This window comes from Ruegeria sp., assembly GCF_965221235.1.
GTDB lineage: Bacteria > Pseudomonadota > Alphaproteobacteria > Rhodobacterales > Rhodobacteraceae > Ruegeria.
This window is the reverse complement of sequence record NZ_CBDCRS010000004.1, coordinates 2464906-2491760: the sequence shown is the minus strand read 5'-3', so window position 1 is coordinate 2491760 and position 26855 is coordinate 2464906. Positions and strand designations below refer to the sequence as shown.

General features: G+C 59.5%; 31 protein-coding genes. 11 read left to right on the top strand and 20 right to left on the bottom strand.

Annotation, left to right across the window (positions count from 1 at the left end):
• Positions 1–8 precede the first annotated feature (8 nt).
• Positions 9–692, top strand: coding sequence for a DUF1045 domain-containing protein (locus ACOQOY_RS15760; protein ID WP_420586311.1), 684 nt, complete (start codon positions 9–11; stop codon positions 690–692).
• Here the strand turns inward: ACOQOY_RS15760 and phnN are convergent.
• The 4 genes from phnN to ACOQOY_RS15740 are packed head-to-tail and all read right to left on the bottom strand — an operon-like array spanning position 674 to position 3541.
• On the bottom strand, positions 674–1222 hold the full coding sequence (gene phnN, locus ACOQOY_RS15755; protein WP_420586310.1) for a phosphonate metabolism protein/1,5-bisphosphokinase (PRPP-forming) PhnN: 549 nt from the start codon (positions 1220–1222) through the stop codon (positions 674–676). The genes ACOQOY_RS15760 and phnN overlap by 19 nt on opposite strands.
• Positions 1219–1902, bottom strand: coding sequence for a phosphonate C-P lyase system protein PhnL (gene phnL / locus ACOQOY_RS15750; protein WP_420586309.1), 684 nt, complete (start codon positions 1900–1902; stop codon positions 1219–1221). The genes phnN and phnL overlap by 4 nt, the downstream gene beginning before the upstream one ends.
• Positions 1903–1913: 11 nt before the next feature.
• Positions 1914–2684: a phosphonate C-P lyase system protein PhnK gene (gene phnK, locus ACOQOY_RS15745; RefSeq protein WP_420586308.1), complete on the bottom strand. Its 771-nt coding sequence runs from the start codon at positions 2682–2684 to the stop codon at positions 1914–1916.
• Positions 2681–3541, bottom strand: coding sequence for an alpha-D-ribose 1-methylphosphonate 5-phosphate C-P-lyase PhnJ (locus ACOQOY_RS15740; protein ID WP_420586307.1), 861 nt, complete (start codon positions 3539–3541; stop codon positions 2681–2683). The genes phnK and ACOQOY_RS15740 overlap by 4 nt, the downstream gene beginning before the upstream one ends.
• Before the next feature lie 41 nt (positions 3542–3582).
• Between ACOQOY_RS15740 and ACOQOY_RS15735 the strand changes: the two genes are divergently transcribed.
• Positions 3583–3777: a hypothetical protein gene (locus ACOQOY_RS15735; protein WP_420586306.1), complete on the top strand. Its 195-nt coding sequence runs from the start codon at positions 3583–3585 to the stop codon at positions 3775–3777.
• Positions 3778–3836: 59 nt separating this feature from the next.
• On the opposite strand, the gene ACOQOY_RS15730 is transcribed toward ACOQOY_RS15735, so the two are convergent.
• From ACOQOY_RS15730 to phnG, 4 genes are read right to left on the bottom strand one after another with little or no spacing between them, the layout of a single operon-like run.
• Positions 3837–4433, bottom strand: a complete 597-nt coding sequence (locus ACOQOY_RS15730; protein ID WP_420586305.1) for an HAD family hydrolase — start codon at positions 4431–4433, stop codon at positions 3837–3839.
• The gene (locus ACOQOY_RS15725; protein WP_420586304.1) at positions 4430–5521 is read right to left on the bottom strand and encodes a carbon-phosphorus lyase complex subunit PhnI; all 1092 of its coding nucleotides are present in this window, start codon (positions 5519–5521) and stop codon (positions 4430–4432) included. The genes ACOQOY_RS15730 and ACOQOY_RS15725 overlap by 4 nt, the downstream gene beginning before the upstream one ends.
• Before the next feature lie 3 nt (positions 5522–5524).
• Entirely contained in the window at positions 5525–6100 is a 576-nt protein-coding gene (phnH, locus tag ACOQOY_RS15720; RefSeq protein ID WP_420586303.1) for a phosphonate C-P lyase system protein PhnH, read from the bottom strand.
• Positions 6100–6558: a phosphonate C-P lyase system protein PhnG gene (gene phnG / locus ACOQOY_RS15715; protein ID WP_420586302.1), complete on the bottom strand. Its 459-nt coding sequence runs from the start codon at positions 6556–6558 to the stop codon at positions 6100–6102. The genes phnH and phnG overlap by 1 nt, the downstream gene beginning before the upstream one ends.
• A 103-nt stretch (positions 6559–6661) precedes the next feature.
• On the opposite strand from phnG, the gene phnF reads away from it, so the two are divergent.
• Positions 6662–7372, top strand: coding sequence for a phosphonate metabolism transcriptional regulator PhnF (gene phnF, locus ACOQOY_RS15710; protein ID WP_420586301.1), 711 nt, complete (start codon positions 6662–6664; stop codon positions 7370–7372).
• Positions 7373–7535: 163 nt separating this feature from the next.
• Here phnF and ACOQOY_RS15705 read toward each other — a convergent pair whose 3' ends face one another.
• The 5 genes from ACOQOY_RS15705 to phnC all read right to left on the bottom strand — a co-directional run bounded on the left by ACOQOY_RS15705 (position 7536) and on the right by phnC (position 12270).
• A complete protein-coding gene (locus ACOQOY_RS15705) occupies positions 7536–8150 on the bottom strand; it encodes a chloramphenicol acetyltransferase (RefSeq protein WP_420586300.1) in 615 nt (204 codons plus the stop codon).
• Positions 8151–8165: 15 nt separating this feature from the next.
• Entirely contained in the window at positions 8166–9533 is a 1368-nt protein-coding gene (gene phnE / locus ACOQOY_RS15700; protein WP_420586299.1) for a phosphonate ABC transporter, permease protein PhnE, read from the bottom strand.
• Positions 9530–10411: a phosphonate ABC transporter, permease protein PhnE gene (phnE, locus tag ACOQOY_RS15695; protein WP_420586298.1), complete on the bottom strand. Its 882-nt coding sequence runs from the start codon at positions 10409–10411 to the stop codon at positions 9530–9532. Before phnE (ACOQOY_RS15695) ends, phnE (ACOQOY_RS15700) begins: the two co-directional genes overlap by 4 nt.
• Before the next feature lie 67 nt (positions 10412–10478).
• Positions 10479–11381: a phosphonate ABC transporter substrate-binding protein gene (gene phnD, locus ACOQOY_RS15690; RefSeq protein WP_420586297.1), complete on the bottom strand. Its 903-nt coding sequence runs from the start codon at positions 11379–11381 to the stop codon at positions 10479–10481.
• A 67-nt stretch (positions 11382–11448) separates the two neighbouring features.
• A complete protein-coding gene (gene phnC / locus ACOQOY_RS15685; protein ID WP_420586296.1) occupies positions 11449–12270 on the bottom strand; it encodes a phosphonate ABC transporter ATP-binding protein in 822 nt (273 codons plus the stop codon).
• 162 nt (positions 12271–12432) lie between these two features.
• On the opposite strand from phnC, the gene rpe reads away from it, so the two are divergent.
• Positions 12433–13122: a ribulose-phosphate 3-epimerase gene (gene rpe, locus ACOQOY_RS15680; protein WP_420586295.1), complete on the top strand. Its 690-nt coding sequence runs from the start codon at positions 12433–12435 to the stop codon at positions 13120–13122.
• A 76-nt stretch (positions 13123–13198) separates the two neighbouring features.
• Here the strand turns inward: rpe and ACOQOY_RS15675 are convergent, their stop codons facing one another.
• From ACOQOY_RS15675 to ACOQOY_RS15660, 4 genes are all read right to left on the bottom strand, one after another.
• Positions 13199–14521, bottom strand: a complete 1323-nt coding sequence (locus tag ACOQOY_RS15675; protein ID WP_420586294.1) for a tetratricopeptide repeat protein — start codon at positions 14519–14521, stop codon at positions 13199–13201.
• Between the two features lie 257 nt (positions 14522–14778).
• Positions 14779–15954: an elongation factor Tu gene (gene tuf / locus ACOQOY_RS15670; protein WP_420586056.1), complete on the bottom strand. Its 1176-nt coding sequence runs from the start codon at positions 15952–15954 to the stop codon at positions 14779–14781.
• A gap of 115 nt (positions 15955–16069) precedes the next feature.
• Positions 16070–16660 (bottom strand): hypothetical protein, encoded by a 591-nt coding sequence (locus ACOQOY_RS15665; RefSeq protein ID WP_420586293.1) that lies wholly within the window; start codon positions 16658–16660, stop codon positions 16070–16072.
• A 96-nt stretch (positions 16661–16756) separates the two neighbouring features.
• Complete coding sequence (locus tag ACOQOY_RS15660; RefSeq protein WP_420586292.1) at positions 16757–19105, bottom strand: DNA topoisomerase IV subunit A; 2349 nt, start codon at positions 19103–19105, stop codon at positions 16757–16759.
• A 200-nt stretch (positions 19106–19305) separates the two neighbouring features.
• Between ACOQOY_RS15660 and ACOQOY_RS15655 the strand changes: the two genes are divergently transcribed.
• The 6 genes from ACOQOY_RS15655 to ACOQOY_RS15630 all read left to right on the top strand — a co-directional run bounded on the left by ACOQOY_RS15655 (position 19306) and on the right by ACOQOY_RS15630 (position 23653).
• Positions 19306–19914: an SH3 domain-containing protein gene (locus tag ACOQOY_RS15655; protein WP_420586291.1), complete on the top strand. Its 609-nt coding sequence runs from the start codon at positions 19306–19308 to the stop codon at positions 19912–19914.
• A 69-nt stretch (positions 19915–19983) separates the two neighbouring features.
• Positions 19984–20811 carry an SDR family NAD(P)-dependent oxidoreductase gene (locus tag ACOQOY_RS15650; protein ID WP_420586290.1) on the top strand — a complete coding sequence of 276 codons (828 nt, stop codon included), beginning with the start codon at positions 19984–19986 and terminating at the stop codon, positions 20809–20811.
• Positions 20812–20891: 80 nt separating this feature from the next.
• Complete coding sequence (locus ACOQOY_RS15645; RefSeq protein ID WP_420586289.1) at positions 20892–21092, top strand: twin transmembrane helix small protein; 201 nt, start codon at positions 20892–20894, stop codon at positions 21090–21092.
• A 3-nt stretch (positions 21093–21095) separates the two neighbouring features.
• The gene (locus ACOQOY_RS15640) at positions 21096–21668 is read left to right on the top strand and encodes a cob(I)yrinic acid a,c-diamide adenosyltransferase (RefSeq protein WP_420586288.1); all 573 of its coding nucleotides are present in this window, start codon (positions 21096–21098) and stop codon (positions 21666–21668) included.
• A 297-nt stretch (positions 21669–21965) separates the two neighbouring features.
• Positions 21966–22724: an electron transfer flavoprotein subunit beta/FixA family protein gene (locus ACOQOY_RS15635; RefSeq protein WP_420586287.1), complete on the top strand. Its 759-nt coding sequence runs from the start codon at positions 21966–21968 to the stop codon at positions 22722–22724.
• Entirely contained in the window at positions 22724–23653 is a 930-nt protein-coding gene (locus ACOQOY_RS15630; RefSeq protein WP_420586286.1) for an electron transfer flavoprotein subunit alpha/FixB family protein, read from the top strand. The genes ACOQOY_RS15635 and ACOQOY_RS15630 overlap by 1 nt, the downstream gene beginning before the upstream one ends.
• Positions 23654–23714: 61 nt before the next feature.
• On the opposite strand, the gene ACOQOY_RS15625 is transcribed toward ACOQOY_RS15630, so the two are convergent.
• Positions 23715–24530 (bottom strand): DUF6473 family protein, encoded by an 816-nt coding sequence (locus ACOQOY_RS15625; protein WP_420586285.1) that lies wholly within the window; start codon positions 24528–24530, stop codon positions 23715–23717.
• Between the two features lie 163 nt (positions 24531–24693).
• On the opposite strand from ACOQOY_RS15625, the gene ACOQOY_RS15620 reads away from it, so the two are divergent.
• On the top strand, positions 24694–25569 hold the full coding sequence (locus tag ACOQOY_RS15620; RefSeq protein ID WP_420586284.1) for a 3-hydroxybutyryl-CoA dehydrogenase: 876 nt from the start codon (positions 24694–24696) through the stop codon (positions 25567–25569).
• 75 nt (positions 25570–25644) lie between these two features.
• Here the strand turns inward: ACOQOY_RS15620 and ACOQOY_RS15615 are convergent, their stop codons facing one another.
• On the bottom strand, positions 25645–26544 hold the full coding sequence (locus tag ACOQOY_RS15615) for a lysophospholipid acyltransferase family protein (RefSeq protein WP_420586283.1): 900 nt from the start codon (positions 26542–26544) through the stop codon (positions 25645–25647).
• Between the two features lie 39 nt (positions 26545–26583).
• Positions 26584–26853, bottom strand: a complete 270-nt coding sequence (locus ACOQOY_RS15610) for an HPr family phosphocarrier protein (protein ID WP_420586282.1) — start codon at positions 26851–26853, stop codon at positions 26584–26586.
• Between the last annotated feature and the right edge of the window lie 2 nt (positions 26854–26855).

The following is a 26855-nucleotide window of genomic DNA, read 5'->3' as shown; positions in this document are numbered from 1 at the left end:
AGGCCAATGTGACATTCACGCGATACGCGATCTATTTTGCACCGCCGGCGCAGGCCGATTGGACGCAATTCGCCACCAACTGGCTGGGGTGGGACATGGAGGCCGGAACGACCGCCGCGCATCCCGAGGTCGCGGGCGTAGACGTCGCCTCCGTTACCGAAGTACCGCGCAAATACGGGTTGCACGCGACGATGAAGCCGCCGTTTCGCCTGCACGACGGGCAGACGGTCGAGGCGTTGGATGAGGCCTGCGCGCGACTGGCCGCAACGCAGCCGCCGGTCACTTTGGACGGGCTTGAGATCGCGCGTTTGGGCCGGTTCCTGGCGCTGCGCACCTTGGGGGATGAAACCGCGTTGAACGCACTGGCTGCCGCCTGCGTGCGCGATCTGGATGAGTTTCGTGCACCTGCAACACAGGCCGAGCTTGAGCGTCGCCGCGCCAACGGTCTGACCCCGGAACAGGACGCCAACCTGACGCGATGGGGCTATCCCTACGTGATGGGGTCGTTCCGCTTTCACATCACCCTCAGCGGCAAGCTGAGCAAACCGGTGCTGACCGTGGTTGAACAGGCGCTGCAAGCGCAACTGGCCCCGCTGCTGCCCAGCCCGTTCCGCATCGCCGATTTGGCGCTGATGGGCGAGGCCGGGGATGGACGTTTTCACCTGATCCAACGCTACGCCCTTTCCGGTTGAAGCTGCTCAAGGATGGCGTCAATCGTCGCCTCAAGCGGGCCGGAATTGTCGATCTCGATCACCCGCGCCAGCCCCTCGGGCAACGCGCGTTTGGCGCGCGCCAAGCGCCGGATTTGTTCTGCCGCATCCTCACGCCCGCGGGTCGACAGGCGGTGCGCCAGTACATCGGGATCGGCGGTCAGCGAGATCACGATCAGATCCCCAAATACCTTTTGGGCCTTGAGCAAAACCGAGCGTGACAAATTAACAAGCACTGCATCGGCCTGCTGTCTCTGCTGCTCAATGGATTTCGGCACGCCGTACAACAACCCGTGGGCGGGCCAATGTAGGGAAAAGGCACCCTGCTCAACCAACTGTTGGAAATCCGCGACAGACACCCGGTCGAAATCTTCGCCCTCTTCGCCCTCGGGCCGCGTGATCGCGCGCCGCACCCGTGCGATACCCGGCGCGCGGGCCTCCAGCGCTTCCATCACGCTGTCTTTGCCAACACCGGACGGGCCAACCACCGCTATGACTGGTGCGAGGGTCATGCAGCCACCCCGGGAGTGAAGTCGGACACGTTGATTTCACGATCACACACCCGTTCACGGGCGCCAACGTCATGGAAGATTCCTACGATCGCCGCGCCGCGCGCCTTGGCTTCTTCGATCAGCGTCAAGACCGTCTCGCGGTTCTGTACATCCAGACTGGCCGTCGGTTCATCCAGCAGCATTGCCGGATAGTCATGCGCAAAGCCACGGGCGATATTCACCCGCTGCTGCTCACCACCCGAAAACGTCGTTGGGCTGAGCGTCCAGAGACGCTCGGGAATGTTCAGCCGCGCCAACAAGGATGCCGCCTTGTCCAAAGCCACCTGCCTGTCGCATCCAACGGCCAGCAACGGCTCTGCCACCACGTCCAGCGTCGACACCCGGGGAACCACCCGCAGGAACTGGCTGACGTACCCCAGCGTTTCACGCCGAAGGGCCAGAATCTCGCGCGGTTCGGCCTGCGCCACATCCAGATCACCCACCTTCACTTGCCCCGACGCGGCCAGATAGTTGCCGTAGATCACCCGCATCAGGGTCGACTTGCCTGCCCCCGACGCCCCGGTCAGGGCAACACATTCACCGGGGGCGACCTTCAGGGATGCGCCTTCCATAACGGGGATCACCGCGCTGCCCTGATTGTGCAGGGTAAAGCTCTTGCTCACATTGATCAGCTCAATCATCGTCTTCCCCTTCAAACCTGCAACACGCTGGAAACCAACAGCTGCGTATAGGCATGCTGCGGATCGTCCAGCACCTGATCGGTGAGCCCGGACTCGACCACGCAGCCGTCCTTCATCACCATCAATCGGTCCGCCAGAAGGCGCACTACGGCAAGGTCATGCGTCACGATGATGGCGCTCAGCCCCATCTCGCGTACCAGGCCACGAAGCAGGTCCAGCAGCCGTGCCTGGACCGAGACATCAAGGCCTCCGGTCGGTTCATCCATGAACACCAGCCGCGGCCCCGTCACCAGATTGCGTGCAATCTGCAAACGCTGCTGCATTCCGCCCGAAAACGCGGTCGGGCGGTCATCGACGCGGCTTTCGTCAATCTCAACCCGACCCAGCCAATCCACAGCCTTGCCCCGAATATCGCCATAGTGACGGTCGCCTACGGCCATCAGCCTCTCACCAATATTGCCGCCGGCACTGACCGACATGCGCAACCCGTCACGGGCGTGCTGATGGACAAAGGCCCAATCCGTGCGCCCCAGCATCCGGCGCTCGGGCTCTGACATGGTCACAGTATCCACCGGCCCGTCAGTCCGAGTATCGAAGATCACCTGCCCCGCATCTGGTGGCATGTGCCCCGCCAGACAGTTGAGCAGGGTCGATTTGCCAGACCCGCTTTCGCCCACAATCCCCATCACCTCACCGGGGTAGAGGTCGAAACTCACATCCGCGCAACCAATCCGCGCGCCATAGCGTTTCTGGATGCTTTTGACCTGCAACAAAGGGGTCATGCTGCGTCCTCCGTGCCCAATCGGCCCACGTGGCCCGCCGCGCGGCGTGAGCGGCAGTAATCAGTGTCCGAGCAGACAAACATCCGGTTGCCAGCGTCATCCATGATGACCTCGTCCAGATAGCTGTCCTCGGCGCCGCACAGGTCGCAGGGATGCTCTGCCTTGGTGGCCTCGAACGGATAATCCTCGAAATCAAGGCTCACCACTTTGGTATGCGGCGGCACCGCATAAATCCGCTGCTCGCGCCCCGCACCGAACAGTTGGATCGCGTCCATTTCCAGCTTGGGGTTGTCGAATTTCGGGATCGGAGACGGGTCCATCACATAGCGATCCGACACCTTTACCGGATAGGCATATGAGGTCGAGATCGCCCCATGCTGGCTGATATCTTCATACAGCTTCACATGCATCAGCCCATATTCCTCGAGGCTGTGCATCTTACGCGTCTCAGTCTCACGCGGCTCGAGAAAGCGCAGAGGTTCAGGGATCGGCACCTGATACACAAGGATCTGATCCTCGGTCAGCTTTGCCTCGGGGATGCGGTGGCGGGTCTGGATGACGGTTGCCTTTTCGGTCGCTTCCGTGGTCTCAACGCCCGCCGTGTTTTCAAAGAACTTGCGGATCGAAACCGCATTCGTAGTGTCATCTGCCCCCTGGTCGATCACCTTGAACGTATCCTCAGGCGTCAGCGTCGCCGCCGAAACCTGAACGCCACCCGTACCCCAGCCATAAGGCATAGGCATCTCGCGGCTGGCAAACGGCACCTGATAACCCGGCACGGCCAGACCTTTCAGGATCGCCCGCCGGATCATCCGCTTGGTCTGTTCATCCAGATAGGCGAAGTTATACTCGCTCATGACGTTTTGGTCCTCATGGCAATTTGTACGGAGAACGGATTTTGACCGACATTTCCTCTACCGAAATCGCGATCATCCTCGGAACGCTGGCATTCGTGTTTTACGTTTGGCGATTGCCTACACGAAGACGGCGACCCCGCCCGGGTCGTGGCCATGATCACAGCCCGACAGGCGCGTGGTTTGACAATGGCGGCGATTTCGGAGACGGAGATTGCGGTGGGGGCGGCGGCGATTGAAGCCATCGGTCGCCCTTCCCGAAAACCTAAGCTCTCCTCAAACTCGGGGCTGATCCTGTTCATAGCAAGCCTCGCTCAACCAAAGCCGCTTCCAGCGCTTGCGGTGTGGTAAAGTGGATGCCGTCCATCCCAACGGCCCGCGCCCCTTCGACATTGTAAGGCGCGTCGTCGATGAAGATGCAGTCCGCTGGCGCAAGCCCTGCCCGCTTGCAAAGCAGGTGGAAAATCCGGGGGTCCGGCTTCATGATCCCCTCTTGCCCCGAAACCACAAGCGTTTCAAAGACCTCACCCAGACGTGGCTGGGCCTTCAGGCCCTCCGGCCATGTTTCCGCTGACCAGTTGGTAATGGCATGGACGGGTGTCCCCTGTGCCTTCAGCCGATCCAAAACCGCCCACGTGCCATGGATCGCGGTTTCAACAGTGCGGGAATAGAGGCCGACATAGGCGGCAAACAAGCGCTGGTCCTCCGCATCGTCCAGCTCTTGCGCCATGTCGGCAAACCGCTCTCCGTTATCGCCGCGCGCATTGCGGTCGCGAAATCCGGTTCGTTCGATGAACGCATGTGCGGCCTCTTCCGAGCCCAATTCCTCGACCCAGGCCAGATGCGGCTGCCAGTCGACCAGCACACCGCCGATATCAAATACAACGGCCTTCATTCTGCGGCCTCCTTTGGGGTGATACGTTCTTCGGCCTCACGCCGCAGCTTGCGGATCAGCTCCAGTTCGGACTGGAAATCGACGTAATGCGGCAACTTGATATGTTCGAGGAACCCTGTCGCTTGAATGTTGTCCGCATGGCTGAGGACGAACTCCTCGTCCTGTGCGGGCGCACCCAGATTGTCCTCGCCCAATTCCTTCCACCGCAGGGCGCGGTCGACCAGAGCCATCGCGATAGATTTGCGTTCCGACTGGCCGAAGACCAGACCATAACCACGGGTGAACTGCGGCGGTTCGGTTTTGGAACCTTTGAACTGATTAACCGTCTCACATTCGGTCAGTTCAACTTCACCTATTTCGATGGCAAATCCCAGTTCAGGAATGTCCATCTCGACCGCAACCTTACCGATCCGCAGCTCTCCGACAAAGGCATGGTTGCGGGCGTAGCCGCGTTGAGTGGAATAGGCCATGCCCAGCACGAACCCCTCATCCCCACGGGTCAGCGATTGCAGGCGCAGAGGGCGATCCGCGGGAAATTCCAATGGCTCGCGCGTCAGATCACCCGGAGTTGCGTCGCTGGCGGGTTCGTCCTGAATGATCCCCTCATCCTTCAGGAATTCGGTGATATGCGGTGTGGGCTCTGTGCGCGGCTGGCTTTCGGGGGCCTGCGGGACGTCGCCTTCAGCCGCCAGTTTGAAATCCAGCAGGCGGTGAGTGTAGTCAAAGGTCGGCCCCAGAACCTGCCCCCCCGGCGCATCCTTGAACGTGGCCGAGATACGGCGGTCGCAGGTCATATCGCCCGTCTCTACCGGGTTGGAAGAGCCAAACCGGGGCAAGGTCGTGCGATAGGCGCGGATCAGGAAAATCGCCTCGATCAGATCACCTCGCGCCTGTTTGATCGCCAACGCGGCAAGATCGGGATCGTATAGTGAGCCTTCGGCCATCACCCGGTTAACGGCAAGGCTGAGTTGTTCGCGGATTTGCGCAACGCTCAGCTCGGCGATACTGGTGTCACCGCGCCGCTCTTCACCAAGCCAGGCGTGGGCGTTTTCGATGGCTTTCTCGCCCCCTTTGACGGCTACATACATCGCTTAGCCCTCCGCCGTGATTTGCGTACTGCGCGGCAGGGCCGCGATTTGGTCGCCGCAGGTAAAGAAAAAATCACACCCCAAGGGATAGAGCGCGGAATTCAACTGCAGGGCACCGATGTCGGGCAGCGACAGATGCGCCACGTCTTTGATACCCGGGCCGGTCAGCGCGGCGCCCGTCTGCGTAAGAGTATCGCATTCAACGATCAACGTGGCCGAGCGATCCGGATATTCAGGTGTCCCGACACGGTAGGCCCCAAGCGGGGACAGCGCCTCCCAAGTGCCCACAGCAAAATCCGCGTCTGCCGCATCGGACAGGGGCGCGCCAGTGTGAAACGTCAGCCATTGCCGCACGGCGTCGGTATTGGCGTCACCCGCCAGATGAACTTTGGTGTCCGGGTCACACAGCGTCAGCAGCACAGTCCCGGCGGCCACCGACAAAGGGGCCGGAGGGTGACTGCCCGAGATCGCACGGACCTCACCCGGGCGCGCCATGACCGTCATTACAGCGCGAAAGGCGTGGGCCGCGTCGATAGGGGCGTTGCGAAAACCGCCTGAGAATTGGGGTTGCGCGGTCATCAATCCTCTCCTCGCACCATAGTGAAAAACTCGACCTTGGTAGCGGCAGCTTTGGCCGCCCGGGTCGTTTTGTCGGCCTGCATTTGCTGGCTGAGGGGCGTGAGGATCCGCGTGCGAATTTCTTCGGCGGCGTCGGTCTGCATCATCGCATCAATCAGCGCCGCAACCTCTGCCTTTCGCTTGGATCGACCCTGAACATAGCCATGCCCGACCGCGCCGCCCTTCAGCGCCAGCGAGCAGCGTGTGACGGTCATCTCACCAAGATTAAACGGTGCGCCGGAGCCGCCGGTCCGCCCGCGAACCATGACGCCGCCCACCTCAGGGCTGCGCAACCAGTCAAACCCCGGCTGCGCGCCAAATTTGTCCCACAAGGCCACCAAATCGTCTTCCGGGGCGCGGGCCAACAGTCCCATCCAGCCCCGCCGGGCCGCTGTCGTAATATTTGTCTGATCGGTCATCTAACCCTCTTGGATGGGTTGTCTATGTGAACTATACAACTAGACAAATCATACAGCCCGAAACCGAGTCCCGCAATCCGCGACACTGTGAAACTTTGATGACATGAACAAAACGCCCGTTTGGAAAAGCATCGCCCTTAGCCTGACGTCGGACATCGCCGAGGGGCGATACAACACCGGCGACCGCCTGCCGACCGAGGCTCAGCTGTCCGCACAACATGGTGTCAACCGGCACACGGTGCGGCGGGCATTGTCCGAACTGGCGGATCAGGGCCTGGTACATTCCCGCCGAGGTTCCGGAGTGTTTGTAACCGCCCAGCCCACGGATTACCCGATCGGCAAGCGTGTCAGATATCACCAAAGCATCTCGGCCAGCGGTAAAATCCCCGGCAAGCGCATCCTGTCTCTGACGACCCGCGCCGCAGATCAAGCTGAGGCCGATGCCTTAGGGCTGCGACCCGGCGATCCGGTGCATGTCTATGATGGGTTGTCACTGGCCAATGGCCTGGCGGTTGCCTTGTTCCAAAGCTGTTTCCCGGCTGACCGCTTTCCCGATATCCTGAGCGCCCTGTCCCGGACCCAGTCTGTCACACAGGCGCTGCAACACTGCGGCGTTCCGGACTACACGCGCGTTTCCACACGTCTGACAGCCCGCGCAGCCACCGCAACGCAGGCTCTGCACCTGAACCTTGTCGAAGGTGCTCCGGTCCTGCACTCGCTTGGCGTCAACGCCGATCTACAAGGCCAGCCGGTCGAGTTCGGCAAAACCATCTTTGCCGGGGATCGCGTGACGCTGACCATCGACGCACCCTGAACCGGGAAGGCTCCCGCCCGTCTTCGCCCTCCTGCCGGAGGCCTCATCCCGTTGGGGGTAGCGCCGCGCGAGGCGCGGCGCCGAGCCCAAAGCCGCCAAGGGGGATCGGCGCAGCCGATGATCCTGCGGGTGCGGGAGCCTTTCTAGTCTTGGCAGGACGAGCTTATTCGTACTTGTTCAGAAATGCCTCGGCACCTAGCGCCCGGAAATCTGGTAACGCAGCGCGCAGGCGGGCATTGTCCCAATCCCACCATGCTAGTGCCAGCATCCGCGCGGCGATCTCTTCCGGGAACCGAGGGCGGATCGGTTGTGCTGTGACGCCCCCAACAATGGAATACGGGGGAACATCCTTGGTTACGACAGCGCCCGATGCAACGATCGCACCATGGCCAATAGTCACCTCGGGCTTGATGATCGCAGCGTGGCCGATCCAGGTGTCATGCCCGATCTGCGCCGTCCGGCTGGCGCGATGCGCGAACCAATCTGCATCGTCCGGCTCGTCCTCCCAGTAGTCAGCGGACCGGTATAAGAAATGATGCTGCGAGGCTTTCTCCATCGGGTGATCCGTCGCACCGATCCGTGTGAAGCTGGCGATATTGGCAAATTTTCCGATCCGGGCGTTGGCGACGTCGCAGGTCCTGTCGCAATAGGAATAATCCCCCCAGACCGAGTTCACGATCCGGCTGCCCGCGCCGATTTCGACATACTGTCCGAATTGACTGCCAGTGATCTGGCAATCGGGGTGGATAAAAGGCTGATCCGGGCGCAGGCGAGCCATGTCTGGCCTCCTTGCTCAGGGCAACAGGAAAGGCTTGGCTTTCGGATCACGCTGCCTGCGCTTTTTAACCGCCTCACCCTGAATAAGACGTTTCCGCAGCCAGCCCGAGAACCAATCCATCAGCATCACCATCAGGATGATGAGAACGATGTAATAGGCGACCTCTTCCCAATCTTTCTGAGTGATGATCGCCTGTGTCAGCAACAGTCCGATCCCGCCGCCTGTAATCGCCCCGATTACCGTGGCGCTGCGGGTGTTGGATTCGAGGAAGTACAACAACTGACTCAGCAGCACTGGCGTCACCTGCGGGATCACACTAAAGCGATAGCGCTGTGGCGCGTTGGCTCCGGTGGACTGCACGCCTTCTATCTGCTTCTGATCGACATTCTCCAACGCTTCCGAGAAAATCTTACCGAAGGTGCCGGTATCCGTCACCAGAATAGCCAAAGCACCGGTCAGCGGCCCCGGCCCAAAGGCGCGGGCCAGAACCACAGTCCAGATCAGCGCGTCCACGCCACGGACAAAATCGAACACACGGCGCGTTGCAAACCGGACCGAGCGCAGCGGATTGAAATTGCGCGTCGCCATAAAGGCCATCGGCAGCGCAACCATTGCCGCGCCGAACGTGCCGAGGAACGCCATCAGGATGGTTTCAAAGATAGCCCAGACCACGTCCTGATGACGCCACATCTTGTTTGTCCAGAAATCGTTCAGGATAGCACCCGCTTCACCCTGTGCGGCCAAGCCAGCCAGTTCTGGGAAGGGCTTGCCGTAATACGGGCTGTCCAGAGTAAACCAGAACAGTTCCCACCCCGTGAAATAGCGGAACACCTCGGACCGGTTGCGGGTCACAGTCAAACGGCCTGCATCCGTGGTGATCGCCAAACGGTTTTTCGAGACGTTGATCCATTCCGGCACGTCGCCTGCTGGCAATTCCGCCTGCACCCCGGCCGAGCGGTTCGGCGTAGCGCGTACGGTGCCGTATCCGGGGATGTCGTATTCAACGGTTTCGGGACCAAAGCGCACGATGTGACCGTCTTCCAGATCAATCACCGTGGTCTCGCCCAACGTCACCCAATCTGGTGCTTCACCGGCAGGGTATGCCCCCTTCCGCTCGCCTTCGATGGCCGCGGACACTTCGCCCGAGCGGTTGTCGCGTTCGATATGCGTCTTATAGCTGTAGCTGTCTGAGACCAGCGTCTTGCCGTTTTCCCAGTTCGCCCGAGCCGCCAAACCCGGCACGTCGAAGGCAAAGAACACATAAATCAGGTAAACCAACACTAAGGCTGGCAGGCTGAAGTTTACCAGACGTTTGCGGCTGAACAGACGATCTGCCTCGGCCTTCAGCTCGGCCGTGGTCAGATTGGTTGCGAAGGTGCTCATACGGAAGCTCCTTTTTCGGACCCGTGGGCCAGACGATCGCGCAGATAGCCCGATATCTGGTCTACGATGACGATTGTGACGAACAGTAGGATGAAAATGGCAGCCGCTTCGTCATAGCGCCCCTGTCCCCAGGACATCGCGTTGCGCAGCTCATATCCCAGACCACCCGCACCGACGAAACCAAGGATGGCCGAGGCGCGGATGTTGATCTCGAACCGCAGCAAGGCGTAGCTGACATAGTTCGGCCCCACCTGAGGGATCACGCCCAGATACATCCGCTGCGACCAGTTTGCGCCGACTGATTGTAACCCTTCGACCGGTTTCAACGAGGCGTTTTCGTTTACTTCGGAAAACAGCTTGCCCAGCGCACCCGCTGTATGGATTGCGATGGCGATCATTGCAGGCACTGGGCCACCACCCAGAATGAAAATCAGCACCAGAGCAATCACGATCTCAGGCACCGCCCGGAAGACATCCGATATCCGACGGAACAGAGGGATAAGCGAGGGCCAATAAGCCATGCCACGCGTCGACATCAGCGCCAGAAACGTCCCCAATATCGTGCCCGCCAACGTTGCCGCTGCGGCGATGTTGAGCGTCTCGACCAGCGCCGGGAAGAACTCAACCAGGTTTGCCGGCATCTCACCGATCTTTTCCCAAGCCTCGGACAGAACCTCGGCCGGGTAGTCAAAAATCCTGTGCCAGCCGTCGACAAAACTGCCCGCGTTGCGGCTGTCGGCCGTGCGGAACCCTGCGGCCATCATGGCCACGAACAAGATCAGAAGGATACCACCATAGACCCTCTTTCGTCGCGCCATCTCGGTATAGTCATCGCGAATCTGATCGACGGTCGTGGACCCAGCAGTCAGGTCTGTCATGGAATGCTCCTGAGTGGAAAAACGGGGTCCGGTTTGGCACCGGACCCCGCGCATTGGATATGCAGGCTTAGTTGGATTTCAGCTTGCGTGCTTCGACAATCGAAACATAGGCGTCGTGGGTGATCGGATCAAAACCTTGAATTTCACCCCCGGCCAGATTGTACGCGCATTCAGCGTCAGTTTCCGCGATGTTATCCAAAAGGTTGGTAACGGAAACGCGTACGTCTTGCGGCAACGCATTGCGCAACACAATCGGCTCACCCGGAATAAGCTTGGACCGCCAGATTTCGACAAGGTCGTTCATGTCGACCAATCCAGCATCCACAGCCTTGCGCAGCGCGCCAAAGTTGTAGCCATCTTCCCAATCGCCCTGACCGTCAGCCCAGGTCACACCACCATCCACGTCACCGTTTTTCACAGCAACAATTGTTTGCTCGTGGCCACCGGTGAATTTGACCTCACCGAAGTAATCTCCTGACTCCATTGTCGCGCCAGTGGCTGCCGGAATTTCGATGGATGGGATCAGATAGCCCGAGGTCGAGTTCGGATCACCAAAGCCGAAGGTCTTGCCCTGCATATCTTTCAGCGAGGCGATGCCGCTATCCTTGCGGGCAAAACCAATCGAATGATAGCCGATCGAACCATCACTGTTCACCTTCACCAGGATCGGTGAAGCCGCGTTTTCGTCGGCAAGATGCAGGGCAGCGTAAGAAGATGGGCCCATCAGTGACAGATCAATGGTTCCGCCCAGAATGCCCTGTATCACACCGTTATAGTCAGCAGGCGCAAACAGTTTCACCGGAACGCCCAGTTCGTCCTCAAGCATCGTGCGCAGGCAATCGTTGTTGTTCAGACGGTCCTGAGCGTTTTCACCGCCCAGAATGCCAATGCGGAACTCGCTGATTTCGTCAGCCAATACAGGCGCGGCCATTGCGGTGGTCGCAACAAGGGCAGCCATTAGTTTTTTCATCTGTCTCTCTCCAGTTTGATTGCCCCGGCCTTTCATCGGACCGGGCGATGAAAGGGGGTTGGGTGGCTCAGATGGTGGCTTCCGCTTCCATCAGGGCCTTCTGGGTGGCATCCAGAGTTTCGATCTCGGTCGACGTTGCCTCTTCCGAGAAGCTGGCATCAGCACCGTAGATTTCGCGGGCGACGCCGGTGGTCAGCTGCTCGGGCAGACCGTCGAAGACGATGCGCCCGTCACGCATCCCGACCACGCGGTCGCAATAGCGGCGCGCGGTGTCCAACGTGTGCAGGTTGGCGATGACGGTACGGCCATCCTCTTCGTGGATACGGCGCAGCGCCTGCATCACCACCTGCGCGTTCATCGGGTCCAGAGAGGCGATGGGTTCGTCCGCCAGAATGATCTTGGGGTCCTGCATCAGGGCGCGCGCGATGGCGACCCGCTGTTGTTGACCGCCCGACAGGGCCTCGGCCCGCTTCGGCGCGTGTTCGGCGATGCCCAGACGGTCCAGAATGTCGATTGCGCGGTGAATCTCGTCCATCGGAAACAGGTTGAACATGGTGGCCAGCGTCGAGTGGCGGTTCAGCGTGCCGTGCAGCACGTTCGAGACCACATCCATCCGCGGCACCAGATTGAACTGCTGGAAGATCATAGCGCAGTCGGCCTGCCATGCGCGTTTCTCACGACCCTTCAACTGGGTCACGTCACGGCCTTCGAACAGAATCTGACCGTCGCTGGAATCCGTCAGACGGTTGATCATGCGCAGCAGGGTCGACTTGCCCGCACCCGAACGGCCGATGATCCCGATCATGCAAGGTTTGTCCACGTCCAGCGTCGCCGCATCCACCGCTGTATTTTCGCCGAAGCGTTTGGTCAGTTTATCGATCCGCAGCACGTGCCACCCCCAGTTCATGTTGGCGGTCAGCTACAGATGCTGCTCAACGGTTGTGTGTCAGGGTGGTGAAAGTTTTGTAACGGTGCGAAAGTCGCAGGGGCTACCCTTCGCGGCACAGCGCAGGTATACGCGGGCCGACTCTTCAGCTTATACGAGGCCGCCATGAGCTTTGACCGTACCATCAAGATCGCCCCGTCGATCCTGTCCGCCGATTTCGCCAATTTCGGGGCCGAGATTCAGGCCATCGAAGCCCAAGGCGCCGATTGGGTCCATATCGACGTGATGGACGGCCATTTCGTCCCAAACCTGACCTTCGGCCCCCCCGCCGTCAAAGCCTTCCGTCCGCATGTGAAAACGGTGATGGATGTTCACCTGATGATCGCGCCGGTCGATCCCTATATTCAGGCCTATGCCGATGCGGGTGCCGACATCCTGACCGCCCATATTGAGGCCGGGCCGCACACGCACCGCACCCTGCAAGCCATCCGCGCGGCAGGCATGAAGGCTGGCGTCGCTCTGAACCCCGGCACACCCGCCGAGGCGGTCGAGCATCTGCTGGACCTGACCGATCTGGTCTGCGTCATGACCGTGAACCCCGGATTTGGCGGCCAGAAGTTCATCGACATGACCAGTAAAGTCCGCAAGCTGCGTGACATGATTGGCGACCGCCCCGTGCATATCGAGATCGACGGAGGCGTTGATCCGACGACCGCCCCGCTGGTTGCGGCAGCTGGTGCGGATGTTCTGGTCGCCGGGTCAGCTGTGTTCAAAGGCGGGTCGGTGGATCAGCCTGACGTTTACGGTGAAAACATCCGTGCCGTTCGCGCGGCTGCTGAGGCTGCTTTCGCCTGACGTCATTTGGGTCGGTTGCCGCTGAAACAGCGTCTTGGTGCGCCAAAGGCTCACCGGGCGCAATGCCTTTGACGTTTTAACCCTGAGTCGCCGTCGAATAGCGAAGGCGCATCGACAACGCCTGCATAAATCGACCCTCAACCACCAAATCCGTGAGGAAGTCGCTTAGCCGCTCCTCGGGCAAACCAGCTTCGACCGCAGCATCAAACGCGGTTTCGGCAGCTTTAAACTCGCCTTCACCGATCATCACCCTCGCTTCGACGAACTGCAAATAAGGTTCGCCTGGATTACCTTGCAGCGCCAGGTCAATGGCTTCGCGAGCCTCGTCTACCTTTTCCAGCCACAAGGCAATTTCGGCATGCAGGCGATGATTGAAATGGCTCGCATCATCAAACGCGACACTGCGCCGAATCTGATCAAGCGCTGCGGAAAAGTCGTGATCGTCAGCAAGCAGATCGGCCCGCCAATACAGCAGATACCCGCTTGGTCCCGCCTTTTCTTCTGCCGTTTCCAACACATAATGCGCTTCGGCCCTGCGACCCAAAGCTGACAAGGCGCGCGCCTTGCGGACATAGCCATCTTCATCCTCTGGGCCAGCCGCAATAACCGCCTCAGCATCCTTCAACGCCTGTTTCGGACGGTTCAGCATCAAAAGGATCAAAGAACGACGGGACTTGGCCCCGGTGAATTCAGGATCCAGCTCCAATGCGCGTGTGATATGAGAAAAAGCCTCTTCCCACTCATTCATTTCCGACAGGGTATAGGCAATTCCGTATTCCGCATTTGCGTCATAGGAATCAACTTCTACGGCGGATCGAAACAGCTCCAGCGCTTCGTCATTTCGGGAATAGTCAGTCAAGCTCCATGCAAGTTCCCGAAGCCCCCACGTGTATTCAGGGTTCAACGCAAGAGCGACGCGCATACGTTCTTCGAATTCACTGAACTCAACTTGGCCATCGCGCCGCTCGCTGGCCGCAAGCCCGGACAGATTTGCTGCCGTGGGCGTACGCGAAACAGCTTTACGAAACCATGCGCTGGCACTGGTGAAGTCATCCCGGACAAACGATACCCAGCCTCGTCCTTGCAATCCCAGCTCAGCCTTTGGGTCAAGATCGAGGATTTCCATAAATGCGTCGTCTGATCGTTCAAAGTTCCCCAGATCGAAATACGCCCAGGCCAATCGGTCCAGCATCTCAATGCGCTGCCGGTCCGAAGCACCGGCATTGTCCAGTCCATGTTGACAGATTTCAATTAAACGCTCAGGCGTTTCGACCTGTTCGAGGCACGCCGAGGAATAGGTAGACTGTGAATTTGTCAAAAGCGGCTTGGCATTTCCGCTGACACTGCTCACACCGACCATGGCGGCAGCTACGACAGCGGGCATATAGAATTTAGACAAGGAATCTAGCATGTTACCTGAATACGATTGGGTCGTTTCGGTAGGATAGACAAAAATATGAAAAGAAAAAGGCCGCCGCTAAAATACGAGCCCTCTTTTTCTCACCCGTCGGGGCCGAGGTTATTTAACGAACAACTTCTTCACTATTTACGCGATGGTTTTCGACAAATCGTCTTGTATGCGTCTCGGAATTAACGGTTTCAAACAAAAAGGGCGCCCCGAGGGGCGCCCTTTCCTTAGCATTTCGCCAGAGCCAATTACTCGATGATTTTCGACACAACGCCGGCGCCGACGGTGCGGCCGCCTTCGCGGATCGCGAAGCGCAGGCCGTTTTCCATCGCGATCGGTGCGATCAGCTCAACGCCGAACGACACGTTGTCGCCGGGCATGACCATCTCGGTGCCTTCGGCCAGGGTCACGGTGCCGGTCACGTCAGTCGTACGGAAGTAGAACTGCGGACGGTAGTTCGCGAAGAACGGAGTGTGACGACCGCCTTCTTCCTTGGTCAGGATGTAGGCTTCGGCTTCGAACTTGGTGTGCGGTGTAACCGAACCCGGCTTACACAGAACCTGGCCACGCTCAACGCCGTCACGGTCAACACCACGCAGCAGGGCGCCGATGTTGTCGCCCGCTTCACCGCGGTCCAGCAGCTTGCGGAACATTTCAACGCCGGTGCAGGTGGTTTTCGAAGTGTCGCGGATGCCGACGATTTCGATCTCGTCGCCAACGTTGATCACGCCACGCTCAACACGACCCGTAACAACGGTACCACGGCCCGAGATCGAGAACACGTCTTCGATCGGCATCAGGAACGGCTGGTCAACAGCACGCTCAGGGGTGTCGATGTAGTCATCAACAGCCGCCATCAGTTCCTTGATCTTCTCTTCGCCGATTTCCGGGTTGTTGCCTTCCATCGCGGCCAGAGCCGAACCTGCGATGATCGGAATATCGTCGCCGGGGTATTCATACGAAGACAGCAGCTCGCGGATTTCCATTTCCACCAGTTCCAGCAGCTCTTCGTCGTCAACCTGGTCAACTTTGTTCATGAACACGACCATCTTCGGGATGCCAACCTGGCGGCCCAGCAGGATGTGCTCACGCGTCTGCGGCATCGGGCCGTCAGCAGCGTTCACAACCAGGATCGCGCCGTCCATTTGAGCGGCACCGGTGATCATGTTCTTGACGTAGTCGGCGTGGCCGGGGCAGTCGACATGCGCATAGTGGCGGTTGTCGGTCTCGTATTCCACGTGGGCGGTCGAGATGGTGATGCCGCGCGCTTTCTCTTCCGGCGCACCGTCAATCTGGTCATACGCTTTGAAGTCACCGAAATACTTGGTGATTGCTGCGGTCAGCGTGGTCTTGCCGTGGTCAACGTGGCCAATCGTGCCGATGTTGACGTGCGGTTTTGTACGCTCAAACTTTTCCTTTGCCATTCCTCAGGCGCCCTTTTGCGATTTGGGGGACCCTTGGTCCCGTGGTTACATCTGCGCGCGCGAGATATTTGGTTCAGGAGGGAAAATCAAGCACATCCTGATGGAAATGCGCCGATCACACCGGATTTTGCGTGATCGCGTCGGTTTCCAGCGGCTGGATCAGATCAGGACGCTTGTCGAACCAGCCGTTGTCCTTGTGTTCCTCGGCCAGCCACTCCTCGACCCGGTCGGCCACTTTCAGGGCAAGACCGCTCATCTGTTCTTCCCTGGTCCGGGTATTACCCGATCCCGTCAGGGCACTTTCGCCGGTCGTATCTTCCAGCACCTGAAACTGCTTGCGCTTGGCCAGAAACTCTTCATTCTTCACATCGTATACGTTGACCAGAACGATGGCTGTGCTTTTCGGATTATAGATGACCGGAATACCCGGAGGGGCCAGCATGTAGCCTTCAAGGCTGATGCCGATGTCATATTCCTGTGCACCTTCATAACGACCCAGACGGATATCCACCGCGTTCTGAATCGCCTCGGTCCATTCCTCCGGTGTAGCGTCCCGTGATACAGGTCCCTGAACGGCCTTTTCAGCAAAGGCATAGTTCACGCGCAGCTTGAATTCCCCAAGCGACTCGGGTTCTTCGTACACCTGCGTTTGGGTGCAGGCGCCCATCAGGGCCAGTCCGGTGATCAGGGTCAGAATGCGCAACATGTCTCGTCTCGATAGGCCTGTTTTCATTGATCTAGCGCACCGATACGGGTTGTGCCAAGCCGTATCGGCAGAATTCCACTCTGGACCCCGGGTCGATCACGAGAATTTATAGTCGCGCGGGAAGCCGTAGGGCGGTTTTTTACCGACACTCGCGCGCTTGGCCAGCCATTGGGACATGTCCGCCTCGTGCCGGGTTTTGTCGCCGCCCATGGACCATTTCAGGCCCTCTGCCCAGTTGAAGGTGGTGATGTCGGACAGGCCGCCATCCAGCTCCAGCGTTCCCTGTCGGCCCCGCGCCATGTTGTATTTCTGTAGGCGCACACCCTTGCCGCGTGTCATCTCGGGCAGGTCTTCGGTCGGGAACACGAGGAACTTGCCGTTCTGAGACACCACGGCCACGTGATCCCCATCCACCGGTTTACAGATCATCGCCGTCTCGTCGCCTTTGACGTTCAGTACTTGTTTGCCGTTGCGGGTCTGGGCCAGCACATCATCCTCGGGCACCATGAATCCGTTGCCCGCATCCGATGCCACAAGCAGCTTTCGGCCCGGCTTGTGAATGAAAATGTCGATGATCTGCGCCTCATTCGGCAGGTCGACCATCAGGCGCAGCGGCTCGCCCATGCCCCGCCCGCCGGGCAGGTTGGCAGCGCTGACGGTGTAGAACCGCCCGTTTGACGCAAACACCAGTAGCCGGTCGGTTGTCTCCGCGTGGAAGATGAAACGCGGGCCGTCGCCGTCTTTGAACTTCAACTCACGCTTGAGGTCGATATGGCCGGTCATGGCGCGAATCCAGCCCATCTGAGAGCAGACAACCGTGATCGGCTCTTTGTCGATCATCGCCTCAAGCGGAACCTCTTCGACCTGCCCGGCCTCGGCAAACTGCGTGCGCCGTGCGCCGCCTTCGTAGTCCTTGCCGAAGGTCTTCTTGGTCTCTTTGAGTTGCTCGGCGATCTTGGCCCATTGCAAGGCGGGATCTGCCAGCAGATCCTCGAGATTGGCGCGTTCCAGCATCAGCTCGTCGCGCTCGCGGACCAGTTCCATCTCTTCCAGGCGGCGCAAGCTGCGCAGGCGCATGTTGAGGATGGCGTCGACCTGAACCTCGGACAGTTCGCCCTCGCCCGGCCGGGGCGAGACATAATCGGCCTCGCTGGTCGCTCGGACATGGTCGATCCCCCAATCCTCGCGCATCAGCGCGGCTTTGGGGTCGTCATCATAGCGGATGATGTCGATCACTCGGTCGAGATTGAGGAAGGCGACGATAAAGCCCTCCAAGACCTCCAAGCGGTGGTCGATCTTCGCCATGCGATGGCGCGAGCGACGCAGCAGTACCTCTTGCCGGTGATCAAGGAAGGCACGCAGCACTTCCTTCATCGAGCAGACCTTGGGCGTCACGCCGTCGATCAGCACATTCATGTTCAGGCTGAACCGTATCTCAAGATCCGAATTGCGATAGAGCATCCCCATCAGCACCTCGGGGTCCACGTTCTTAGAGCGTGGCTCGAGGATCAGGCGGATGTCGTCGGCGGATTCGTCGCGGACATCGGCGAGGATCGGGATCTTTTTGGTCTGGATCAGTTCCGCGATCTTTTCGATCAGCTTGGATTTCTGAACCTGATAGGGGATCTCGGTGACAACGATCTGCCACTGGCCACGGCCCAGGTCCTCGACCTCGAACTTGCAGCGCAGACGGAACGAGCCGCGCCCGGTGCGATAGGCCTGCGCGATATTCTCGGGCGGCTCGACGATCACGCCGCCGGTCGGGAAATCCGGTCCGGGCACATAGTTCAACAGCGTATCGTCCCGCGCATCCGGCGTTTTGATCAGATGCAGACAGGCGTCACACAGCTCGGAAATATTATGCGGCGGGATATTGGTCGCCATGCCGACCGCGATACCGCTGGCACCGTTGGCCAGCAGGTTCGGAAACTGCGCAGGCAGCACGACCGGCTCGGTCAGCGTGCCGTCATAGTTGTCGCGGAAATCGACGGCGTCTTCGTTCAGACCTTCCAGCAGCGCTTCGGCTACGACGGTCATCCGCGCCTCGGTGTATCGCGAGGCCGCCGGGTTATCGCCGTCGATATTGCCGAAGTTCCCCTGCCCGTCGACCAGCGGGTAACGGACGTTGAAGTCCTGCGCCAGACGGGCCATCGCGTCATAGATCGCAGCGTCACCGTGCGGGTGATAGTTACCCATCACGTCGCCCGAAATCTTGGCAGACTTACGGAAGCCACCCGTCGCGCTGAGTCGCAGTTCGCGCATCGCATAGAGGATTCGCCGGTGAACCGGCTTCAGACCATCGCGTGCATCCGGCAAAGCCCGGTGCATGATGGTGGACAGAGCATAGGTCAGATAGCGTTCGCCAATCGCGCGGCGCAGCGGTTCAGCTACCTCGCCCCCACCTTCGGGGGCCTCCATGTTGGGGTCGTCGATCGTGTCGTTCATACATAATGTGATACGCCGCAAGAGCGCGCTGGTAAAGCAAGCAACGTGCATTTTGCTGGGGACAAGTGGCGCTTTTTGCAACAGGGGGAGGCAACCCCCCGATTTCCCCCGTTTTTCGACTCAAGGCCGGAATTATGGTACCCTGAACGAATTAGAATGCTGCCTATTTCTATTTTCTTGTGATTAGTGGGGGATGCGCCATGACGCGCCTTATTGTTATGACTTTTGCTGCACTCGGCTGGTGCTTTTATGTCATGAGCGGCGGGCCGGACTTTGAACCGCGCGGCCTGCGTTCCGACCAGCCCGAGCGCGTTGTTGCTGTTCCGGCCCCGTCTGTGGCCCCTGCCCAGGCTGAAGAGCTTGTGACCAAGGTTTCGACCCGTGTACCTACGGTGCGCATCCAGCCCAAGCCTGCGGTTGAAGACGTCGTCGAGATTATTGCCGATGAGGCTAGCCTTGCCTCGCTTTCGGGCATCACAGTGTTTGCAGATCAAAGCGCCAATATCACGCTCGCCTCACTCGAAGACGGCGTCGCCGGGCTGCGTCAGGTCACGGATGAAACACCAGAGGACGTGGCCGAAACACCTGCCCTGCCCGAGCCTGAAAAGGACATCCGCGAGATTTCCGGAACGCGCGTAAACATGCGTGACGGGCCGGGTACGATCTATCCGATCATCGCCAAAGTCACCATCGGCCAGAAGGTTGAAGTACTGAGCGACTCCGGTACCGGCTGGCTGCGCCTGCGCGTGTTGCCACAGCAACAGGTCGGATGGATTTCCTCTTCGCTGGTGCGAAAAACGGCCAACTGACGCAGTCGTGACATTGCCCTGCCCCGAACCGCGCCATAGCTATAGGTGAAGTTCGGAAGCGGGGACATCATGCAGAAAACCATTCTTATCACCGGATGTTCCTCGGGCATTGGTCTGGATGCAGCCCACGGCATGCGCGCCCGTGGGTGGCGCGTGTTCGCCTCGTGCCGTCAGCAACGCGATTGCGACCGGCTGCGCGCGCAGGGCTTTGAAAGCCCGCGCATCGACTATACCGACGCCGACAGCATCACCTCCGGCCTGACCGAAGTGCTGGACGCGACGGGCGGCACATTGGACGCGCTGTTCAACAACGGCGCACATGGCCTGCCGGGCGCGGTTGAGGATTTGCCGACCGATGGCCTGCGCCATATCTTCGAAGCCAACTTTTTTGGTTGGCACGACCTGACCCGCCAAGTGATCCCGGTGATGCGGGCACAGGGGCACGGGCGAATCGTTCAGAACTCTTCGGTTCTGGGATTTGTCGCCTATCCATGGCGCGGTGCCTATGTGGCGACCAAATACGCCATCGAAGGGCTGACGGATACTCTGCGGCTGGAGTTGGCCGACACTGACATCAAGGTCATCCTGATTGAGCCCGGCCCGATCACCTCGAAATTGCGCGAGAACTCCATTCCGATTTTTGAAAGGTTCATAAACTGGCAGAACTCGGCCCTGCGGGGCAAATACGAAGCCTCGCTGTTGAAAAGACTGTACGAATCCTCCGGCCCCGACCGATTTGAACTGCCAGCGTCAGCCGTCACCGACAAGCTTGCGCATGCGGTCGAATCAAAACGGCCCCGCCCGCGGTATTACGTCACGACCCCAACCTATATCGCCGGATACCTGCGCCGCATCCTGCCGACCCGCACCATCGACCGCATCCTCTCGGACGTCTGAGGCGAAATTACCCGTTCGCTTTTCGCAGCCACGGGTCTAGATGATAGCCTAACGAAACAAGAAACCCGGACGGTGTACCCATGGACCTTTTGATGGTCGTTTTGCTTTTGGCTATGGCGGCAGTTGTCGTCGTGCTTGTGATCGGCATTTCGAATTTCGGCAAACCCGGGAAAAGTGCTGCCCTCAAAAGCAACAAGATGATGCGCCTGCGCATTCTGTTTCAATTCATTGCCGTCGTGCTGATCGTGCTCTACGTCTGGCTGCGTGGACAAGGAGCTTAAGTCATGGTCGTTCTGAACAAGATTTACACCCGCACAGGCGATGACGGCAAAACCGCGCTTGGAAACGGCGAACGGGTTGCCAAATACTCTGGCCGCGTTGCCGCCTACGGCACCGTAGATGAGCTGAACTCATTCGTCGGCGTGGCGCGTACCGAAGCTGGGGGCGAGGTTGATACCGCCCTGTCCCGCATCCAAAACGACCTGTTTGATCTGGGTGCCGATTTCTGCCGCCCCGATATGGAAAAGGACGCAGACGCCGATTACCCTCCATTGCGCATCGTTGCCGCGCAAATCGACCGGCTTGAGGCCGAGATCGACGCCATGAACGAATCGCTCGAGCCGTTGCGCAGCTTTATCCTGCCCGGCGGATCGCGTCTGGCGGCGCATTTGCATGTGTGCCGCACCGTCTCGCGCCGAGCCGAGCGGCTGGCGGTCGAGCTGACAAATATGGAACCGGTGAACCCGGTGGCCGTGAAGTACCTGAACCGCCTAAGCGACTGGTTCTTCGTGGCCGCCCGCTGCGCCAACGAAAACGGCACGCAGGACGTGTTGTGGGTTCCAGGAGCGAACCGCTAAAAGCGGCGAGGTGTCCAGTGGGCGCAGCCGAGACCGGACGGGCGCAGCCCCATCTCGCAGCTCAGGTGCGAGCTAGTGATCATATCGAAAAACCCAGCCTCAATCCCCGCCCGATAAGCCGACGCAAAACTCCGGGCTGCGTTCCACTACGTCAAAAAACGCGAAACGCGACGTCCCAAGACCATGGCGTGACGATTTTGCCCTGTTGCACCGTGAATTGAGACGCTATTCAGTCCCTCGAGAGCATTGGTGGAGTCGCGTCGCGGCCTGCCGTTTTATGTGAGGAGCAAGCGCACGATGAAGGTACTGGTGCCTGTCAAACGCGTGATTGACTATAACGTGAAGGTCCGCGTGAAAGCGGACGGAAGCGGTGTTGATCTCGCCAATGTCAAAATGTCGATGAACCCATTCGACGAGATCGCTGTTGAAGAGGCGATCCGCCTGAAAGAAGCAGGCAAGGCCGACGAGGTTGTTGCCGTTTCGATCGGCGTGAAGCAGTCGCAGGAAACGCTGCGTACCGCTCTGGCCATGGGCGCAGACCGTGCGATCCTGGTTGTGGCCGCTGATGATGTGCATCAGGACATTGAACCGCTGGCCGTTGCCAAGATCCTGGCCAAAGTGGTCGAGGAAGAGCAGCCCGGTCTGGTTCTGGCGGGCAAGCAGGCGATCGACAACGACATGAACGCCACCGGTCAGATGCTGTCGGCCCTGCTGGGCTGGTCGCAAGGCACCTTTGCGTCCGAGGTGGACATCGAAGGCGACAGCGCCAAGATCACCCGCGAGGTGGATGGCGGCCTGCAAACCATCAGCGTCAAGATGCCGACCATCGTGACCGTTGACCTGCGCCTGAACGAGCCGCGCTATGCCTCGCTGCCCAACATCATGAAGGCAAAGAAAAAACCGCTGGATGAGAAAACCGCCGCCGATTACGGCGTCGATGTCACTCCGCGTCTGGAAGTCGTCAAAACCGAAGAGCCGCCGGCACGCGCCGCTGGTATCGTCGTGGGCTCGGTCGACGAGCTGGTCGAGAAACTCAAAGAAGCGGGGGCTGTGTAATGGCTGTTCTTCTTCTCGCTGAAGTCAATAATGGTGAGCTGTCGCTGGACGCCACCGCCAAGGCCGTCAACGCCGCAAAGGCTCTGGGTGATGTGACCGTTCTGGCCGCGGGTGGTTCTGCCGCCGCTGCTGGTGAGGCCACTGCCAAGATCGACGGTGTCTCCAAGGTTCTGGTCGCCGAAGACGAGTCGCTGGGCCACCGCCTGGCGGAATCGACCGCGGCGCTGATCGTTTCGCTGGCCGATGGCTATGAGCACATCGTTGCCCCTGCCACCACCGACGCCAAGAACGTGATGCCGCGCGTTGCCGCGCTGCTGGACGTGATGGTGATCTCGGATGCGTCCGGCGTGGTCGACGGCTCGACTTTTGAGCGCCCGATCTATGCGGGTAACGCGATCCAGACCGTGAAGTCGAACGACGCCAAGAAAGTCGTCACCCTGCGGACCGCGTCGTTTGACGCAGCGGGCGAAGGCGGTTCGGCCCCGGTTGAAACCATCTCGGTTCCCGGCTCCGAAGGTCTGTCGTCGTGGGTCGAGGACAAGGTTGCCGAAAGCGACCGTCCCGAACTGACCTCGGCGGGCGTTGTGGTCTCGGGCGGCCGTGGTGTTGGCTCGGAAGAGGACTTCAAACTGATCGAAGGTCTGGCCGACAAGCTGGGCGCTGCGGTTGGTGCCTCGCGTGCGGCGGTCGACTCGGGCTATGCGCCGAACGACTGGCAGGTGGGTCAGACCGGTAAGGTTGTTGCCCCGGACCTCTATGTCGCGGTTGGCATCTCGGGCGCGATCCAGCACTTGGCGGGCATGAAGGACTCGAAGGTCATCGTTGCGATCAACAAGGACGAAGAAGCGCCGATCTTCCAGGTCGCCGACTTCGGACTGGTCGCCGACCTGTTCCAGGCCGTGCCGGAACTGACCGAGAAACTCGGTTGAGTATCGGACTAAAGATTTTTCGATGAAAAATCTGATAAGGCCCGCCATTGGCGGGCCTTTTTCATTGCAGGTTCTGAACCGGTTCGATCAGCGCATCTGCTATGGTTTTGTGTGCCGCAGGGCCAATCATGTGTTCCGCCATCGGCTGCTGAAGCGTGCCGAATAACATATCTTCAAGTTCTTCCGACTGCCCCGACACCTGAACGGCAATCTTCACCATTCCGGCGCAATGCGGACGCACCGCGTTCAGCATGCACGGCGATACTTCGGCCGACACAGGGTCGCGATGATCCTCTGTGTGCTGCAAGACCCGAAGCCCCAACAGAACGACAGGGACCTCAAGGCGATCAAGAAGTTCGCTAATTTTCTTAACCCAGTTCCGGCGCAATTCCTCCAGCACGATCTCGACGCGCGCGTCCCGGAATTGCTGCAAATAGACCATGAGATGTCCCACAAAATGTACATCTGTAAAATCAGCCTCGGGATAGAGATGTGTCAGCTCCGAACTGGGGGCCAGAACCCGATCGTTGCGCCGGGGGTGGACGCGATAGAAACGGTTTGATTGGCTCAAAAGCCCCGGCGCTTGCAAGACACAAAGCTCGGCCCGGTTCAGCAGTTCGAAAAGGCCCGCATCGCCGCACAGCGCGTCAACCCCGCAGAACAGGCTGCCCAAGTTCAGGCAGCGCCGATCCAGGCGATCTTCGAGAATCGCGGCATAGGGCCGGTCGACAAACCGGCCAAACGTCTCCTCGCCGCCTGCGCAAGCCATGAAAGACGTTTCCAGAGATCGCTCTGGCCCACGAAACCAAAGACGCGATTCCCCATATTGGCAATGATCATGCCCGGCACCAGCCGAGCCTGTTTGATGATAGCTCATTACACTCACCCATTTTTTCACCCGGGTGCCATCTTGCAGCCGCAAGTCTTGAGAAAACCCTAATGTGCGCATTTGAAGCAAATTCGATGGGCCTGATCCTCTTGCCGCCCATGCCATTCTGCCGATACTGTCGCGCAAACCCGTGACACAGAGGCATCAGACAATGGACGTAAAATCTGTCGGAGTGATCGGCGCAGGCCAGATGGGAAATGGTATCGCCCATGTATTGGCTCTGGCGGAATATGACGTGCTTCTGAACGATGTGAATCAGGACGCGCTGAAGGCTGCGGTGACCACAATCGAAGGCAATTTGGCCCGCCAGGCCTCGCGCGGCAAGATTTCAGACGATCAGATGCAGGCGGCGTTGGCGCGGATCAAGACCACGCTGGAACTGCCGCGAATCGGTGAGACGGATTTGGTGATCGAAGCCGCGACCGAGCGTGAGACGATCAAACAGGCGATTTTCGAGGATCTGCAACCGCATCTGCAACCCCATACGATCCTCACGTCCAACACCTCGTCGATCTCGATCACCCGTCTGGCGAGCCGCACAGACCGGCCAGAACGTTTCATGGGGTTTCACTTCATGAACCCTGTGCCGGTGATGCAGCTGGTCGAACTGATCCGCGGAATTGCCACTGACGAGGCGACATTCAGCACCTGCAAGGCCGTGGTGGACCGCTTGGGCAAGACCGCCGCCAGCGCCGAGGACTTTCCCGCCTTTATCGTCAACCGCATTCTGATGCCGATGATCAATGAGGCGGTCTACACGCTGTATGAAGGCGTCGGGAATGTTCAATCCATCGACCAGTCTATGAAGCTGGGCGCAAACCATCCGATGGGGCCTTTGGAGCTGGCGGACTTCATCGGTCTGGACACCTGCCTGGCGATCATGAACGTGTTGCATGACGGGCTGGCGGACACCAAATACCGCCCCTGCCCCTTGCTGACCAAATATGTCGAGGCCGGTTGGCTGGGTCGGAAGACTGAACGGGGGTTCTACGACTATCGAGGAGAGGTTCCAGTTCCGACTCGCTAGTAAGGGGCCAGCCCCCTCGCCCGGATGTTATCCGGGCTCACCCCAGAGGTATTTACGGCCAGATGAAGAAACGGATCAGCGCTTGAGCGTTTCGCCCAATGCCATTGTGTGCTTTCTGAGCCAGGCCATGAAACCCCGCGGGTCACGCTCCAGCAATTGCATGTCCTCGTCCGATATCGGGTCGCCGATTACCGGCGACTGCGGTTTGTTGCAGGAGCGGACGATCTCATGCAGCAACAGGCCCTGACGCAGGATCGGAGACAGCTTGTTGGCGATCTGATACGCGCGGGAGTTGCGACCCGGGAAAAAGATAGGAACCACGCGTGCGCCCGAGCGGCGGATCATCTTGGCGGTGAACACGTTCCACTCACGCTCTAGCGCGGGGCCGAACCAATCGTCCGAAGACATCACCACGCCTGACGGGAACAGGGCTACGACGCCGCCGTTTTTCAGGTGCTCCATCGCCTTGCCACGCATTTCCAGCATCTTGGCTTGCGCCTCGGGGTCGTGTGGGAATGGCACCGGAATCATGAATGAGGTCGCGGCCTCATCCAGGCCGGTCAGGACCGAGCGGGTGAGGATGCGGTAATCGTTGCGCACCTGCCCAATCAGCTCGGCCAGGATCATACCATCCACCATGCCATGAGGGTGGTTCGCCACCACAACGACCGGGCCCTCTTTCGGAATGCGCGCGATTTGTTCCTGCGGCGTCGTCAGGTCAATGCCCATCGTCTTCAGAGCGCCACCCCAGAACCGCTGGCCACGGTAGTATTCGTTCTTCTTCTCGAACTTGTTGACCATGCGCAGAATGGTCAGCTTGCCGGTACACCATTCGATGGTACGAATGGCTGTCGAAGTCCAGGCGTCGTCGAACGAGTTCGCGTATGTCAGAGTTCTACGGTCGTAGACTTCACCCTGATCCGCAGTCCCATCCACCATCGGGCCTGTCTTGGTCTCGTGCGTTGTTTCCGCCAATTCCTGGTCTTCCCGTTCTTGGTATCGCGGCCGATTGGGTCAGAACCCTTCCCCGAACTTGTCGTTCACCAGGGTTTCCAACGCATCAGCCAACGCCTCAGCATCAGGTCCGGACGTTTCGACGTCAATAGTCGTTCCGCGTGAGGCTGCCAACATCAAAAGGCCCATAATACTGTCGCCCGATGCAGAAAGTCCCTCTCTCGACACTTCGGCATTTGCGTCAAAGCCCTCGACCACCTCGACCAGTTTTGCCGAGGCGCGGGCGTGCAAACCTTTTTCATTAATGATTTTCAAGCTTCGGATGGTCATTC

What these genes read in the sequence shown, in the direction of transcription:
- phnN (WP_420586310.1), bottom strand. Translation starts at nt 1,222, where the DNA reads ATGACCCTCGCACCAGTCATAGCGGTGGTTGGCCCGTCCGGTGTTGGC.
- phnL (WP_420586309.1), bottom strand. Translation starts at nt 1,902, where the DNA reads ATGATTGAGCTGATCAATGTGAGCAAGAGCTTTACCCTGCACAATCAG.
- phnK (WP_420586308.1), bottom strand. Translation starts at nt 2,684, where the DNA reads ATGACCCCTTTGTTGCAGGTCAAAAGCATCCAGAAACGCTATGGCGCG.
- ACOQOY_RS15740 (WP_420586307.1), bottom strand. Translation starts at nt 3,541, where the DNA reads ATGAGCGAGTATAACTTCGCCTATCTGGATGAACAGACCAAGCGGATG.
- ACOQOY_RS15730 (WP_420586305.1), bottom strand. Translation starts at nt 4,433, where the DNA reads ATGAAGGCCGTTGTATTTGATATCGGCGGTGTGCTGGTCGACTGGCAG.
- ACOQOY_RS15725 (WP_420586304.1), bottom strand. Translation starts at nt 5,521, where the DNA reads ATGTATGTAGCCGTCAAAGGGGGCGAGAAAGCCATCGAAAACGCCCAC.
- phnH (WP_420586303.1), bottom strand. Translation starts at nt 6,100, where the DNA reads ATGACCGCGCAACCCCAATTCTCAGGCGGTTTTCGCAACGCCCCTATC.
- phnG (WP_420586302.1), bottom strand. Translation starts at nt 6,558, where the DNA reads ATGACCGATCAGACAAATATTACGACAGCGGCCCGGCGGGGCTGGATG.
- phnF (WP_420586301.1), top strand. Translation starts at nt 6,662, where the DNA reads ATGAACAAAACGCCCGTTTGGAAAAGCATCGCCCTTAGCCTGACGTCG.
- ACOQOY_RS15705 (WP_420586300.1), bottom strand. Translation starts at nt 8,150, where the DNA reads ATGGCTCGCCTGCGCCCGGATCAGCCTTTTATCCACCCCGATTGCCAG.
- phnE (WP_420586299.1), bottom strand. Translation starts at nt 9,533, where the DNA reads ATGAGCACCTTCGCAACCAATCTGACCACGGCCGAGCTGAAGGCCGAG.
- phnE (WP_420586298.1), bottom strand. Translation starts at nt 10,411, where the DNA reads ATGACAGACCTGACTGCTGGGTCCACGACCGTCGATCAGATTCGCGAT.
- phnD (WP_420586297.1), bottom strand. Translation starts at nt 11,381, where the DNA reads ATGAAAAAACTAATGGCTGCCCTTGTTGCGACCACCGCAATGGCCGCG.
- rpe (WP_420586295.1), top strand. Translation starts at nt 12,433, where the DNA reads ATGAGCTTTGACCGTACCATCAAGATCGCCCCGTCGATCCTGTCCGCC.
- tuf (WP_420586056.1), bottom strand. Translation starts at nt 15,954, where the DNA reads ATGGCAAAGGAAAAGTTTGAGCGTACAAAACCGCACGTCAACATCGGC.
- ACOQOY_RS15665 (WP_420586293.1), bottom strand. Translation starts at nt 16,660, where the DNA reads ATGTTGCGCATTCTGACCCTGATCACCGGACTGGCCCTGATGGGCGCC.
- ACOQOY_RS15660 (WP_420586292.1), bottom strand. Translation starts at nt 19,105, where the DNA reads ATGAACGACACGATCGACGACCCCAACATGGAGGCCCCCGAAGGTGGG.
- ACOQOY_RS15655 (WP_420586291.1), top strand. Translation starts at nt 19,306, where the DNA reads ATGACGCGCCTTATTGTTATGACTTTTGCTGCACTCGGCTGGTGCTTT.
- ACOQOY_RS15650 (WP_420586290.1), top strand. Translation starts at nt 19,984, where the DNA reads ATGCAGAAAACCATTCTTATCACCGGATGTTCCTCGGGCATTGGTCTG.
- ACOQOY_RS15645 (WP_420586289.1), top strand. Translation starts at nt 20,892, where the DNA reads ATGGACCTTTTGATGGTCGTTTTGCTTTTGGCTATGGCGGCAGTTGTC.
- ACOQOY_RS15640 (WP_420586288.1), top strand. Translation starts at nt 21,096, where the DNA reads ATGGTCGTTCTGAACAAGATTTACACCCGCACAGGCGATGACGGCAAA.
- ACOQOY_RS15635 (WP_420586287.1), top strand. Translation starts at nt 21,966, where the DNA reads ATGAAGGTACTGGTGCCTGTCAAACGCGTGATTGACTATAACGTGAAG.
- ACOQOY_RS15630 (WP_420586286.1), top strand. Translation starts at nt 22,724, where the DNA reads ATGGCTGTTCTTCTTCTCGCTGAAGTCAATAATGGTGAGCTGTCGCTG.
- ACOQOY_RS15625 (WP_420586285.1), bottom strand. Translation starts at nt 24,530, where the DNA reads ATGAGCTATCATCAAACAGGCTCGGCTGGTGCCGGGCATGATCATTGC.
- ACOQOY_RS15620 (WP_420586284.1), top strand. Translation starts at nt 24,694, where the DNA reads ATGGACGTAAAATCTGTCGGAGTGATCGGCGCAGGCCAGATGGGAAAT.
- ACOQOY_RS15610 (WP_420586282.1), bottom strand. Translation starts at nt 26,853, where the DNA reads ATGACCATCCGAAGCTTGAAAATCATTAATGAAAAAGGTTTGCACGCC.